Annotated in this window: 12 protein-coding genes; all 12 read right to left on the reverse strand. The window is 48.9% G+C overall.

Annotated elements, in window-relative coordinates; genetic code table 11:
* Positions 1 to 6: 6 nt before the first annotated feature.
* Positions 7 to 726: a GntR family transcriptional regulator gene (locus tag KNP03_RS05980; RefSeq protein WP_214826681.1), complete on the reverse strand. Its 720-nt coding sequence runs from the start codon at positions 724 to 726 to the stop codon at positions 7 to 9.
* Positions 727 to 1127: 401 nt separating this feature from the next.
* Positions 1128 to 3323: a DNA translocase FtsK gene (locus tag KNP03_RS05985; RefSeq protein ID WP_214826684.1), complete on the reverse strand. Its 2196-nt coding sequence runs from the start codon at positions 3321 to 3323 to the stop codon at positions 1128 to 1130.
* A gap of 60 nt (positions 3324 to 3383) precedes the next feature.
* Positions 3384 to 5051, reverse strand: a complete 1668-nt coding sequence (locus tag KNP03_RS05990) for a ribonuclease J (RefSeq protein ID WP_214826687.1) — start codon at positions 5049 to 5051, stop codon at positions 3384 to 3386.
* A gap of 95 nt (positions 5052 to 5146) precedes the next feature.
* Positions 5147 to 5782: a M15 family metallopeptidase gene (locus KNP03_RS05995; RefSeq protein ID WP_338082712.1), complete on the reverse strand. Its 636-nt coding sequence runs from the start codon at positions 5780 to 5782 to the stop codon at positions 5147 to 5149.
* Between the two features lie 14 nt (positions 5783 to 5796).
* Positions 5797 to 7050, reverse strand: a complete 1254-nt coding sequence (locus KNP03_RS06000) for a lipid II:glycine glycyltransferase FemX (protein ID WP_214826698.1) — start codon at positions 7048 to 7050, stop codon at positions 5797 to 5799.
* A gap of 3 nt (positions 7051 to 7053) precedes the next feature.
* Positions 7054 to 8514 (reverse strand): UDP-N-acetylmuramoyl-L-alanyl-D-glutamate--2,6-diaminopimelate ligase, encoded by a 1461-nt coding sequence (locus tag KNP03_RS06005; protein ID WP_240544491.1) that lies wholly within the window; start codon positions 8512 to 8514, stop codon positions 7054 to 7056.
* A gap of 66 nt (positions 8515 to 8580) precedes the next feature.
* A complete protein-coding gene (locus tag KNP03_RS06010; protein ID WP_214826699.1) occupies positions 8581 to 9816 on the reverse strand; it encodes a M16 family metallopeptidase in 1236 nt (411 codons plus the stop codon).
* Between the two features lie 51 nt (positions 9817 to 9867).
* Positions 9868 to 12084 (reverse strand): polyribonucleotide nucleotidyltransferase, encoded by a 2217-nt coding sequence (gene pnp, locus KNP03_RS06015; RefSeq protein WP_214826710.1) that lies wholly within the window; start codon positions 12082 to 12084, stop codon positions 9868 to 9870.
* A 130-nt stretch (positions 12085 to 12214) separates the two neighbouring features.
* Complete coding sequence (rpsO, locus tag KNP03_RS06020) at positions 12215 to 12484, reverse strand: 30S ribosomal protein S15 (protein ID WP_074037213.1); 270 nt, start codon at positions 12482 to 12484, stop codon at positions 12215 to 12217.
* 124 nt (positions 12485 to 12608) lie between these two features.
* Positions 12609 to 13535, reverse strand: coding sequence for a bifunctional riboflavin kinase/FAD synthetase (locus KNP03_RS06025; RefSeq protein ID WP_214826713.1), 927 nt, complete (start codon positions 13533 to 13535; stop codon positions 12609 to 12611).
* 16 nt (positions 13536 to 13551) lie between these two features.
* On the reverse strand, positions 13552 to 14460 hold the full coding sequence (gene truB, locus KNP03_RS06030; protein WP_214826716.1) for a tRNA pseudouridine(55) synthase TruB: 909 nt from the start codon (positions 14458 to 14460) through the stop codon (positions 13552 to 13554).
* A gap of 52 nt (positions 14461 to 14512) precedes the next feature.
* A complete protein-coding gene (gene rbfA, locus KNP03_RS06035; RefSeq protein WP_214826719.1) occupies positions 14513 to 14857 on the reverse strand; it encodes a 30S ribosome-binding factor RbfA in 345 nt (114 codons plus the stop codon).
* Between the last annotated feature and the right edge of the window lie 14 nt (positions 14858 to 14871).

Consider the following 14871-nt stretch of genomic DNA (forward strand, 5'->3'; position numbering starts at 1 on the left):
GGTTGTTTAAACACGTTTCCGTACGACATGGAAGTCGAAGCGGTCCGCTCGGAAAAAGTTGGCTGAATCAAGCAATGGTAAATCGCTCTCATCGTAATGCAGTTGTTTTAAAGCGAGTAACGGTTGATCCGTTTGCAGTTGTGTCGAGATTTCAGAGCTGACACTCGGTTCGATATGCGTAATCGCATAGGCAACCCGACGTCCTACTTCTTTTTCGAGTGCATCAAACAAAGACTTTCCTTCGGTCAATGCCTCCGGATGAGAAACGAGATGTGCCGGCACTTTATCCACACAGTAAACCACTGGTGTGTCATCCGCATATCGAATTCGAACGATTCGATAAATCGGTGAGTTCGGCTCAATTTTAAGACGCTCGGCTTCTCTCTCTGTCGCCAACACTTTCTCGGCCACCAACACTTTCGTACCTGGTGTCATCTTCGCACGGTTGATCATTTCAGTGACACTGAACAATTCTTCAATGCCTGAAGTGAACGGGGGTTTGGAACTAATGAACGTTCCGACACCGTGTTTACGTACGACAAATTTTTCATCTTCAAGAATTCGAAGGGCTTCGCGGAGAGTCGCTCGACTTACCCCTAATTGCTTCGAAAGCTCGAATTCGGAAGGAAGTTTTTCTCCTTCACGATAGACACCAGCGTCGATATCTTGCTTAATTTTCTCAATCACTCGAAGATAGAGCAATCGATGATCGAGCTTAATCGACATTGGCCTCACCACCTTTACTATACTTACCAGTGCTCAGACATCTGACGTATGAATGCCCTTGCCAATATTAAGTATAGGGATATCGGAATTAGAACGCAATAGTTTTTGTTCGGAATAAAGGAAATATTTTTGAAAACCGGGAAGAACCGTACCTCTGAGACAATATTCCTTGTATTAAATCAGTTTGAAATCGTTTTGTAAAATGAAAACGGTATTAAAAAATGTAAGCGTTTCAGTACTTTTTAAAAGTATGACCTAATTCGATATATAGGTCAGATGTGCTATATTACATCACTATTGTAACGAACAACTAAAATCCGCACCCATTGACGAGTTATTTAAAAAATAAACAAAAAACGAACGGTTTTATATTTTAGTATAAAAACGTTCGTTTTTTAACTTTATACTTCCTGGTCTTGAATGAATACTTTTCGCGGCTTCGATCCCTCGGAAGGACCAACATATCCAGCCTGCTCCAACGAATCAATCAAGCGTGCTGCACGATTATATCCAATTCTGAATCTTCGTTGGATCATCGAGGTCGACGCCGTTTCCTGAGTCAGAATAAATGAGACCACTTCACCGAAAAGGGAATCATCGGAATCGATTGTCGTCACTTCTTCTTCTTTTGGCATCATCGCCTCCACATATTGCGCTCTTTGCTGAGCGATGACGTGATTGACGATTGCTTCGACTTCCTGGTCGGACACAAATGCCCCTTGAACCCGGACCGGCTTGTTCATCCCATTCGCAAGCATGAGCATATCGCCACGTCCGAGCAGTTTTTCTGCGCCCCCACCATCCAAAATCGTACGAGAGTCTGTTTGTGAGGAAACCGCAAAGGCGATACGTGACGGAATGTTGGCTTTGATGACTCCGGTGATGACGTCCACTGACGGACGCTGTGTCGCCAGCACCATATGGATACCAGCTGCCCGCGCCATTTGGGCGAGTCGCATGATTGCATCTTCCACATCATTCGACGCGACCATCATCAAGTCAGCTAGTTCGTCCACGATGACGACGATGAACGGTAAACGTTTGGCATCTTCATCATCGGATTGGTCGACAAGCTCATTGTACCCCTCAATGTTTCGAACACCATATCGACTGAACAGTTCGTACCGCCGTTCCATCTCTGCAACGACTTGTTTCAAAGCTTGTGCCGCCTTTTTCGGATCGGTGACGACCGGGGTCAATAAGTGCGGGACCCCGTTATAAACATTCAACTCAACCATTTTCGGATCAATCATCATGAGACGAACTTCATCTGGACGCGTCCGCATTAACAGGGAAACAATCATGCCATTAATGCAGACCGATTTACCCGAACCGGTGGATCCGGCAACAAGTAAATGGGGCATTTTATTTAACGAAATGCCGACAGTCTCCCCACTGATACTCCGACCGAGTGCAACAAGCAGTCTCGAATCGTCCTGCTTCACAGGTTCCGCTTCAAGCACTTCCCGTAAGCATACCGGTGCGACTTCCTGATTCGGCACTTCAATCCCGATTGCTGCTTTTCCCGGAATCGGTGCCTCGATCCGAATATCTTTTGCCGCAAGTGCCAAAGCCAAATCATCACTGAGTGACGTGATGCGACTGACTTTAACGCCGATGTCCGGTTGAAGCTCATATTTTGTAACTGTTGGACCGAGGTGGATTTTTAGCACTTTCACCCCGACACCAAATGACTTCAACGTTTTGACAAGCTTCGACGCGTTCTCCTTCAGTCTTGCATTTTCCCCTGACAAGTCTGTGACGACCGGTTCTTTCAAGATCGAGAAGGCAGGTAATTCGTATGACGCCGAGACATCCTGCGCCGCCGTCAACATCATCTCTTCTGTCGATAGGGTTGCCTCTTCTGTCTCTTCTTCTTTCTCATCATCCTTCTTCGGTGTCGTCTCCGCTACTACTTTCTCACTGAAACCGACAATCGGAATGTCGTGGATGGCAACCGCATCACTTTCCGGTTCCACCGAATCAGTTGGAAGAAGCCCCTCTACCTTCGGTGATTTCCTTACTTCTCTTTCTTTTCGTGCTCTAGGTTTCATTTCTTTCTTACTTCTTGATTGTTCGCCCCACTCCTGTTTGATGGCCAGAATCGTTTCACCGATTCGGTTCGCCAACGTGCGCCAAAGTGTAGGGATACACATCGAGACACCAACCGTAAACGCGACGATCCCTAGAAAAATGATGCCGAAGTCAGAAAACAAATATTGATTCAGGCGATAGATGGCCCCGTTTAAGACACCACGTTCCGCTCCCCAAATCAAATCGCCAAACAGCAGGAAAGCGACCAATATAAAACTGTACCCGACGCGCTGCATCGTGCGGAGTTGTAATAAGAAAATCAATAATCCGGCGGCGAGCATCAAATAAGTCAGTGCGCCCCACCCTCCGAATACGTATTCGACTGCTGTCGATGAGCGTTCTCCAATCCACCCTAAATCAAACAACGCGAAGAAGAAGCCGATGATTGCTAAAACAAACAGTCCCCATCCATATGTACGTGCTGAAATCGATTGTTTTTTCGTCCTTCTTTTCGTTGCCGGACGCTTTCGTTTTGTCGGTGTCTTCCTAGTTTTTTGAGCCACTTCATTTCCTCCTAAAAAAAGAGGCAAAAGTCAGATGACTTTTGCCTCACTCACATTCCATTAAATCTCCATGATGATCGGCAAGATCATCGGACGACGTTTCGTCTGTTCGAACAAGAAGACGCTAAGCCGCTCGCGGATATTTGATTTCAATTCGGTCCAGTCACTTCCAGCCTGTAGGCTCTTTTCAATCTGCTTGGTGACGATTCGGTTTGCCTCTGAAATCATTTCTTCCGATTCGCGCATGTAGACGAATCCACGAGAGATGAGTTCAGGACCTGAAATCAATTTCTTCTGTTTCCGGTTCAATGTGACGACACATAAGACGACGCCATCTTGTGATAACAATCGACGGTCACGCAACACGATGTTCCCGACGTCTCCGACACCGATTCCATCAATCAGGACATTTCCTGCCGGTACTTTCCGGTTCATTCTTGCCTTGCGACCTGTAAATTCGACAACGTCTCCTTTTTCGACGATGAAGATGTTGTTCGGTTTGACACCGACCTGTTCAGCGAGTTTCGAGTGTGCCATTTGCATCCGGTACTCCCCGTGAATCGGGAGGAAATACTTCGGCTTCACGAGGTTAAGCATAAGCTTCAACTCTTCAGCCGATCCGTGTCCGGAGACGTGGACTTTACGCTGATTGTAAATGACATTCGCTCCCGAACGGAACAGGAGGTCGATTGTTTTCGATACCGATTTCTCGTTTCCAGGAATCGGCGTCGCCGCGATGACGACCGTATCGTTCAATCGAATGTTCACTTGCTTGTGTGCGTTGCGCGCCATACGAGTCAACGCCGCCATCGGTTCCCCTTGTGAACCCGTCGTCAAAATGACGACTTTGTTGTCCGGGAGACGATTGACTTGCGATAACTCGACCAACGTTTTCGGCTTGAAACGTAAGTAGTTCAGCTTTTGTGCCACTTCCACAATGTTGACCATACTACGTCCGACGACAGCGACTTTACGGTCATTGGCCTCAGCTGCAGAGAACACCTGCTGTAAACGGTGAACGTTTGATGCGAATGACGCGACAATCACACGTCCCTCAGCTTGATAAATCACATCATTCAATTCAGCCCCTACAATCGATTCTGAACCCGTTTGTCCCGGACGCTCAGCGTTCGTCGAATCCGACAACAAGGCAAGGACGCCACGTTGTCCGATAGCCGCCAATTTATTAAAGTCCGCCTGTTTTCCATCGACAGGTGTGTAATCAAATTTAAAGTCCCCAGTGTGGACGATTGCTCCTTGGGACGTTTGGATACAAACACCGACACAATCTGGAATCGAGTGATTGACGCGGAAAAACGTAATGAGATGATCAGCGATAGTCAATTTCGTTTTGGCATCAATCATGCGAAGGTCGACTTCTTTTAACAATCCGGCTTCCTTCAGTTTCAGCTCGATCAAGCCGAGCGTCAATTTCGTCCCATATACCGGGACATGTTTTAAGTCTCGAAGTACGTAACTAAGTCCACCGATATGGTCTTCGTGACCGTGCGTGATGAAAATCGCGCGTACTCGATCTTTATTTTCTTTTAAATACGTGATGTCAGGAATGACGATGTCAATTCCCAGCATCTCATCGCCTGGAAACATGAGACCGGCATCGATGACGAAGATGTCGTCGTCTAGCTCCACGACGTACATGTTCTTCCCGATTTCGCCTACGCCTCCAAGCGCAAAGACGCTAATATTCTCTGTCTTCTTTTTAGACACTAACAAAAACCTCCTAGATGATTCATATTCTATTCCGTCCCCTTATCGCTACTGAATATTGTATCGGAAAACGGCTTCATTGCCAACATTTCCGTTCAATCCACTAGAGGTTTGAGTACATCTGCGAGTGGAGCGGTCGCTTGATTGCTCGGCCGTTTCCCCGCAGCCAGTTGCCGGATCGACAATCCGAAGTCCATTTGAAGGTGAGGATAATCCGGGAATGTATCCCAATCGCCTCCCCATTCAAAACCGAGCGCTTTGCCGAGTTCCCCCAACTCCTGCCAGTCTGGAATATCGTTTCGATTGTTGTCCGCGCTTAAATCATAATCCGCTTTATTGTTGTGAATGATCACGAAATCAACCGCCAGTCCATAGTTATGATAACTTTGACCCGCTTTTGCATTCGTCACCACATCCCCGGGTTTCGAGCGGCCTTGAGCGTACAGTTCATTTTGCTCTTTTGCCGAGCGGTAACCCGAAGTCAACCGCACGTTCAAATCGAGGCAGGAACTGGCCAAGCGAACGAATGATTCGCCCCGCTTGGCCACAAGTGGATGCAGCTGTTTCAGGGCATCTTCACTCTTTTTCAAAACGACTTGCTCGGTATTAGGCGAACGCTCACACATCTCCGCCTCGAACACCGGTTCATCGACCCATGGGACCGGTTCTGGTTGTATATTGAAGTAGGCAAGCACAACGCCAAATATAAATGCGGCAATCGCCAGCGTCACTACGCCTGTCCACCTCATCTTCTGAACCGTTTACGTAATCCTTTGAGAAGTGGCAACCCTTTTTCAAGCGCCACGTATAAAGGACGGTTCAAAACAAGATCAAACTCGCCAACCTTTTCAATCATGTCGCTACCCCAACCTGATTTGAACGCGTATAAACCAGCATACTCATCGTCAGGGTCCGTACTACCGGATACCCCTCCGAAATCATACCGTTCCGCCCCACTCTCTTTAGCGGCTTGCATCATCGTCCATTGCATCAAATGGTTCGGCATAAACTCACGGAATTCGTTCGAGGAGGCCCCGTATAAGTAATAAGAACGACGTCCGGCGAGCGTGAGTAATCCGCCTGATAAGACGAGGCCTTCTGGATATTTCTCGTTCAAGGCGACCAGTTCAGGTAAGGCTTGTTCGGCCTTTTCGATTTGGGCGAGGGTCTGTTCTTTTCGGTTGAGCAGACTCTTTTGTTTCTTCTCGATCGCTTCCTTTTCCAGATTACGTTCAATCTTCGCCAAGTCGCGCTTCGCTTTTTCAAGCGTCGCCTCTTGTTGGTCAAGTGCGAGCTTCGGTTCTAGTTTCGTCAAGAAGAGTCGGGCATCGTTCGGTTGCAAGCAATCGTACAGATTTTCGAAATAATCGAGCCCACGGATGGAGAAGCCATCCCGTTCGCCGGTCACTTTCATCAAATCAGCGAACGTTTTCAGCCCTTCGCGCCCAACTTCCGTACATACAATCCCTTTTTTCTCGGCGAGCCGGACATTATATCGGAACTTATGATGGAATTTCGCAAAGATGTCTTTTTCACTCGGACGGAGGTCGGTCTCCATCGTGAAACGCGGCTGTGCGTAATCAAATCCCCCACCGAATCCTTTATGACGGAAACCGATGGCGTCCATTTCGGTCAATAGACCCGGCATCTCGTCCCGGTCGATGTTCGGATCGATTTTGATGACGATGGCGTTGCGTTCAGCAGCGGCACGTTTTGCTTCTTTCGTCAATGCTTGCAACGACGACAAATCTTCGTAATCGACGACGAATCCACGCGGAGCATAACAAAGCGTGAACGGCAGCTTCGGAACACGTTTGAAGAGAAGTAGCGCCACGCCCGTCGTCACGCCTTCACGTGCGACGGCAATCCGCTCCGCTGTCCAACCGTTCTTCCGTTTCACATCTCCCCAACTTGAAAGCTGGAGTAAATCGCCCCGATCGTGGGATTTGACGAAGTCGTCATGTTCTTTTTCTGTCAACTTTACTGGTTGTACTGCCATAAATCAGGATTCCTCCGTATTCAAAATGGTCGTCCGCACAATCGCTTCTTCATCGAGCGGCATTTTTTCATTTCCGATAATTTGATACTTTTCATGACCTTTCCCTGCCAACACAACGATATTATCCGGCTTTGCCAACCTTGCCGCATAGCGTACCGCTTCCTCGCGGTCCCCGATTTCCACAAAGTTATCGTGCGTCATTCCGGCTGCGATTCCCTTCGTAATCGATTCGTACGATTCGAAACGAGGGTCGTCTGTCGTGATGATGACGGTCCCCGCATAAGTTGAGGCCATCTCACCCATCGCCGGACGTTTTGTGACGTCCCGATTGCCTCCGGTACCAATCAAAAAGATGATCTTCTCTTTTGGCACACCAACAAGCGATTTCAAGCATTGTTCGATTCCGTCAGGAGTATGTGCATAGTCCGCATAAACATTGAATCCAGGAACATCAAGTCGTTGCATCCGTCCTTTCGCAGGATGGATTTTTCCGAGTACGTTCGCAATCTCTTCTAGCGAATAGCCCGCAGCAAGCAGACATCCTGTCGCGAGCAAGATGTTATACACGTTGAAGCGACCGATGAATTGCACGGTCACCGGCAAACGCTGGCCTTGATATTGGAAGACGAAGCTCGTCTGAGACAATGTCTGCTCAATGTCTGAAGCCATCAGGTCGGCCGTTTCGTCAATCCCATACGTGATCACACGGGCGCCTGTCATCGTTTCATACAGCTTGCTGTAAGGATCATCCGCATTCAAGACGGCGACCTTCCCACGTGATGCCATTTGACCCAACTGCGCAAACAGCAATCCTTTGGCTCTCGCGTAATTTTCAAACGTCCCATGGAAATCAAGATGGTCGTGCGTCAGATTCGTGAAGCCGACGATATCGAAGTCCGTTCCGATCACTCGGCCCAATTCAAGTCCATGAGAAGAGACTTCCATCATGACATCCGTAACCCCTTCATCCCGCATCTGAGCCAGGAGTTGCTGAAGTTCAGAACTCTGTGGAGTCGTGTTTTTGCTCGGCACAACCGTGTCATTGATTCGGACCTCTACCGTTCCAATCAAACCGGTGGAATGACCGAGTTCTTGGAGAACGTCACGTAAAATTGTCGTTGTCGTCGTTTTCCCGTTCGTTCCAGTGATGCCGAAAAGTCTCATTTCCTCAGATGGATAACGATAAAATGCGGACGCCAAAAGACCGACTGATCTTGAGCTATCGCGTACGAGCAGGTTCGGCACCGAAAGTTCCAACGGTCGCTCACTGACGACCGCCACGGCGCCACGCTCGACAGCAGTCTCTGCATAGTCGTGGCCGTCGACAGTATATCCTTTAATCGCAACAAATAAAGTGCCGGGAACGACTTCCCGAGAGTCAGTCGTCACGTGTGTCACTTCGATGTCTGCGAGATTTGGTTGATTGATCAATTGTATCTTCTTCACTAAATCCGTTAAGTTCAAGTCTTTCCCTTCTTTCACCTGTATCCTGTCCAAACTAAAGAATACCTCTTAATCAGTGTAGAGAACTTACAATTCGGTTTCAAGTCGCTCTTCATTCGGAAGGACGTATGACTTCGCCGGAACATGGTTCAATACCTCTTGAATAAGCCTGTTCACTTCTTCGGTTTGAATTCGTTCCACTTTATCCAACACCCGTTCAATCGGTTCAATTTCATCCAAAAGCAATAGATTTCGGCCGTTTCGGTTCATACGCGCACTCGAACTTTCATTCCCAAGGACAAGCGAACCTTTTAATTGACGTTTCCCTTTATCTACTTCTTCTTCAGTCAGTCCTTCACCTTTAAGCTTCGCCAATTCACGGTCCATGATGGCTTCAACTTGTTCGAGCGTGTCCGGGGATGTTCCGACATAGATCGTGAACGTGCCATGATCATCGAACGTCGTATAGTACGAGTAGATGGAGTAGGCGAGCCCCTGCTCTTCACGGATTGACTGGAACAAGCGAGAAGACATCGTCGCGCCAATCGCATTATTCATGAGAGCCAAATGCGGCAACCGCTCATCTTTTGCCGAAATCGCTTCAAAGTTCCAACAGAGGTGGGCTTGCTCGGTGTCCTTACGTTTCACCGCTTTGTCACTATAGAGGACAGGCCGAGTCGATTCTTTCGACGATTCCCCAGAAGGGATGTCTGCAAACCTCGACTTGACTGCTTCAATCAGTTCATCGGTCACATGCCCGGCAATCGATACGACCATTTGGTTCCCTGAATACCGTTTCTCTACATATCGTTTAATCTGTTCCCGTGTCAAAGAGAGAACACTTTCCTCGGTACCTAAAATCGGTTGCGCCAATACGTCATCCCGATAGACGGCATCGGCTAGAATTTCATGAACCAGATCCTCTGGTGTATCCTCATACATCTTAATTTCTTCTAACACGACACGCTTTTCTTTCTCTAACTCGTCCTCATTGAACACGGACTGAAAGAGCATGTCTGCCAGAACATCGAAGGCGACGACCGCATGTTCATCAAGTGTTTTCACATAATAACAGGTGTGGTCTTTCGAGGTGAAGGCGTTAACGCTTCCCCCAAGTTCGTCAAAGAACGAAGCGATCTCTTTGGCGCTTCGTGTCGTAGTCCCTTTGAACAACATATGTTCAATCAAGTGACTGATCCCGATCTCTTCCGACGATTCCGTGCGTGTTCCAGCTTTGACGAACACACCCGTTGACGTACTGCGTGCACCTTCGATCGGCTCGATGACGATGCGTACGCCATTATTTAATGTCATCCATTCCATCCTCTCACTCCTATGAAAAAGGCCATCGCACCAGACGATGGCCAGAATAAATTAATTTGACGAGCGCGGTGGACGACGGTCTCCGTCACGACGCGGCGGACGTCCCTCACGTGGAGGACGGCTCTCACGTGCTGCTTTCCGTTTCGCTTCGTATGCTTCACGCTCTTCCGGAGTCAATCCTTCTAAAATCAAGGCTTTTCGTGAAGCGTTGACACGACCTTTATCATCGATTTCTGTGACTTTGACTTGAATCGTGTCACCGAGTTTGACGACGTCTTCCACGTTCGCGACACGCTCAAGACTGAATTCTGAGACGTGAACGAGCGCATCTTTACCTTTGAATAATTCAACGAACGCACCGAACTTCTCGATCCGGCGTACGGTCGCATCATATACTTCACCAACGACGACTTCACGTACGATATCGCCGATCATCGACATCGCAAGATCAATGCCTTCTTGATCTGTCGAAGCGATGAAGACCGTACCATCCTGTTCGATATCGATCTTGACGCCTGTCTGGTCGATGATGCTGTTGATCATCTTACCACCTGGTCCAATGACGTCGCGAATCTTGTCCGGATTGATTGTCATCGTCACAATCTTCGGAGCGTATTTCGACAACTGTGGACGTGGAGCGTCAAGTGTCTCAAGCATATGGTCTAGGATATGAAGGCGACCGGCACGAGCCTGTTCAAGTGCTTCTTCAAGAATTTCTCGTGTGATTCCGGCAATCTTAATGTCCATTTGAAGGGCTGTGATTCCGTCTTTCGTACCAGCCACTTTAAAGTCCATATCTCCGAGGTGATCTTCAAGTCCTTGAATGTCCGTCAAGACCGTATAATGTTCACCTTCCATGATGAGCCCCATCGCAATCCCCGCCACCGGCGCCTTGATTGGCACACCGGCATCCATGAGGGCGAGAGTTGAGCCACAAATCGACGCCTGCGAGCTTGAACCGTTTGATTCGAGCACTTCCGACACGAGACGAATCGTATACGGGAAGTCCGCTTCTTTCGGAATAATTGGCAAGAGCGCACGTTCTCCGAGTGCACCGTGACCGATTTCACGACGACCTGGCGCACGGACAGGACGGGCTTCACCGACTGAGAATGGTGGGAAGTTGTAATGGTGCATGAAGCGTTTATTTTCTTCAAGACCGATTCCATCGATGATCTGGGCATCTCCGATGACACCAAGTGTCGCAACGGACATGACTTGTGTTTGTCCACGAGTGAAGAGTCCGACACCGTGTGCACGCGGTAAGAGTCCCACTTCAGAAGCGAGCGGACGAATCACATCCGGACGACGACCGTCTGGACGGACTTTGTCGACCGTGATCAAACGACGAACTTCGTCTTTGACGAACTTGTTCAAGATGCCTGAAACTTCACCGAGTTTCGCTGGTTCATCAGCTAAGCGCTCTTCATACATCGCCACGTATTTCGCGATGACTTCGTTAATGGCTTCATCACGAGCATGCTTCTCTTCGACTTGAACCGCTTCAACGATTTCCGGACGAGCTGCCTCAAGTTCTGCCGACAACGTTTCATCGAATTTCGAAACCGTGTATTCAAACTTCGGTTTACCGACTGCATCCGCAATCTCCTGTTGGAAAGCAATCAAGCGCTTGATTTCTTCATGACCGAAGAGAATCGATTCGAGCATGACGTCTTCCGGTACTTCGTTCGCGCCCGCTTCAACCATGTTGATCGCTGTCGCAGTCCCTGCTACTTGAAGCTCAAGATCTGTTTTTTCCATTTGTTCAGTTGTCGGGTTGATGACAAACTCGCCATCTACACGACCGACCGTCACACCTGCGATTGGACCGTCGAACGGCACATCAGAAATCGAGAGTGCAACGGATGTTCCGAGCATCCCCGCCATCTCTGCCGAGCAATCCGGGTCGTTTGACATGACGTAAATCATGACTTGAATATCATGACGGAAGCCGTCCGGGAAAAGCGGGCGGATTGGACGGTCGATGAGGCGTGATGTCAAAATCGCGTTCTCACCTGGGCGTCCTTCACGGCGAAGGAATCCACCTGGAATTTTACCGACTGAATATAATTTTTCCTCGTAGTTGACTGTCAACGGGAAAAAGTCTAAATCCTTCGGTGCTTTTGAAGCCGTGACCGTTGCGAGTACGACCGTATCGCCATAACGGACGAGTGCTGAGCCGTTCGCTTGCTTCGCAAGTTGACCGACCTCTACAGACAATGGGCGACCGCCCCACTCTGTAGAGAATACTTGTTTCGTACCTAACATGTACATTCTCCTCTCAAACCTTATCTAGTTTATTATGTAACTCATTCCTACGAATGTCTAATCATTTTCCTCTGAATAAAGAAGAAACGGACTAGGACATGGTCCCAGCCCGTTGAACAGTCTCAATCGATTAACGACGGAGACCGAGGCGTTGAATCAATTCACGGTAACGTGTAACGTCCTTGTTACGAAGGTACGTAAGCAAGTTACGACGACGTCCTACCATTTTCAAGAGACCGCGACGTGAGTGGTGGTCTTTCTTGTGTGTACGAAGGTGGTCGTTCAATGTGTTGATTTGTTCAGTCAACACCGCCACTTGTACTTCCGGTGAACCTGTGTCACCTTGTTTTGTCGCGAATTCCGCGATGATTTCGTTTTTACGTTCTTTTGAGAGTGCCATTGCCTCTCCACCTCCATTTAATCAAAAATTGCCGTGTTGCCGAGCCGGCGTTGGTGAATCGACCAGCCAAGCGAAACGGTGTACTTTGCGTACTTGAAAAGGATAGCGTACTCCCCTTCGAAAGTCAAGACAGGATTGCACGAGCCTCGACCTCATCTTTTTGTAATTGGGCAATCAGGGCATCGAGTCCATCAAATGCCCGCTCATTTCGGATGTAAGCGATCCATTCGACCTCGATGAGTTGTCCGTACAGGTCTTCCGAGAAATCAAATAGATGACTCTCAATGGAGACACTCCCGGTCTCGTAAAACGTCGGTCTCCGCCCGACGTTCGTCATCGCTGAAAACGTGCGCCCGTCCTGTAATGTGACCCGCGTCGCATACACACCTAGCCGTGGCATGACGTAGGATGCATCCATCAGCACGTTAGCTGTCGGATAGCCGATTGTCCGCCCGCGTGCGTCACCGTGTATGACTTCTCCGCAAATGACATACGGGGATCCGAGTAACTCTTTGGCACGATCCACTTCACCCGCCGCCAACAACTTACGGATTCTGGTCGAAGATACTTTTTCACCCTCTGCGGTCTGTTCCGGGACGACCGAAGTCGTGAACTTTCCGCGAGAATGATAAGGCAAGGTCTCCATTGTCCCTTCGCCGAACTTACCGTATGAGTAATCAAACCCGGCAGTCACATGGACAGCTCCTGCACCGATTAAATAATCATCGACGAATTGTTGCGGTGACAATCCCGCCAACTCCTTCGTAAATGAAATGACGATGCACCGTTCGACCCCGAGTGCCTCAATCCGTTTCAGCTTCCGAGCGAGAGGGGTGATATACCTGACCGCATCGGGTTTATTTGAAAGAACTTGTTTCGGGTGCGGGTCGAACGTAACGACCGTGACCGGCACGTCCCGCTCCGTCGCGTGCTGTTTCGCATGCTCAATGACCGCTTGATGTCCTTTATGCACTCCGTCAAAAAATCCAAGCACCATGACGGAAGGGACACGGTCCGGTGTTTCTGGATAGGTGAGATGTATCGTTTCCATACTGTCAATTTCCCCCTTAGTCGATGGCCAACATGACCTCGACTGTCGCGTCTGTCGTTCCTTCTTGCCGTCTATAAAGGGCAAGAGGGATTCCTTCTTCATTATAGACAGTAAACAAATCAAATTCGAGCGAGACGTTGTTCAACTTCCCACCATTTCGAATATACCGCTCCCGATTTGCAGCGATTGTCAGGGAAGGCCAGCGTTTGACGACTTCCTCTAACGGGATGACATGCTCCAGCCGTTCTTCAATCGACTCCATTTCCTGAAGGGTTCCGAGCGTGACCGCATCCGTTTCTTCGAACGCACCGGATCGTGTGCGACGGAGTTCGCTCATATGGGCCGGAAAACCGAGCAGTTCCCCGACTTGTACAGCCAACGTCCGGATGTACGTTCCTTTTCCACAATCCACCTCGATTCGGAAACGGCAGACGTCTTCTTCAAACGTCAACTCACTCGTTCGTTCCAACCGATGAATCTCAACCATCCGTCGTGGCCGTTCGACCGTTTGACCTTTCCGCGCGTATTCATACAATTTTTTCCCGTTCACTTTTACAGCCGAGTAATACGGGGGAATCTGTTCGATCGTCCCGGTGAGACGCTGTAATGCCTCATCGACCTGCGCTGGAGTGAATTCGTCTGGGTGGATCACCTGACGTTCCACGACCTCACCATGGGCATCCTCCGTCATCGTCGCCGTTCCGATGGTGACCTCTGCCACATATCGTTTACCCTCGTCCGTCAAAAAGCGGGCCAACTTTGTCGCTCTCCCTAAACAAATCGGTAAAATCCCGGTCACTTCCGGGTCGAGCGTGCCCGTGTGCCCGACTTTTTTCGTTTGAAACAGCTTTCGGAGTTTAAAGACACAATCGTGGCTCGTCATGCCGCTGTCTTTATCGAGTATGAGTACCCCGTTTGGTTCCATCATCATTCCTCCACATCAAAAAAGAGGAGAACGGAGTCTCCCCTTTTATTCATTAGTCTTTGTTTAAATCACGAATCAACGAGTCGATATGGCTACCATATGCGACCGATGAATCGTATTCGAACGAAAGCTCAGGTGTTTTACGCAGACGAATGCGTTGACCGATTTCGCGACGGATGAATCCTTTCGCCTTATCAAGTCCAGCTTGTGTTTCAGCTTTTACGTCCTCGTCGTCTCCGAGCACCGTATAATAGACGGTCGCCTGTTGCAGGTCCCCTGTCACATCCACGCTCGTAATCGTAGCGTTTTTCGTACGTGGGTCACTCACTTCACGCAATAACACGTCTGTGATTTCTTTACGCATTTGCTCAGCGACTCGTTGGGCACGAATTTTCATACGTGATCCCTCCT

It is taken from the genome of Exiguobacterium algae, from assembly GCF_018617875.1.
Classification (GTDB): Bacteria; Bacillota; Bacilli; order Exiguobacteriales; family Exiguobacteriaceae; genus Exiguobacterium; species Exiguobacterium algae.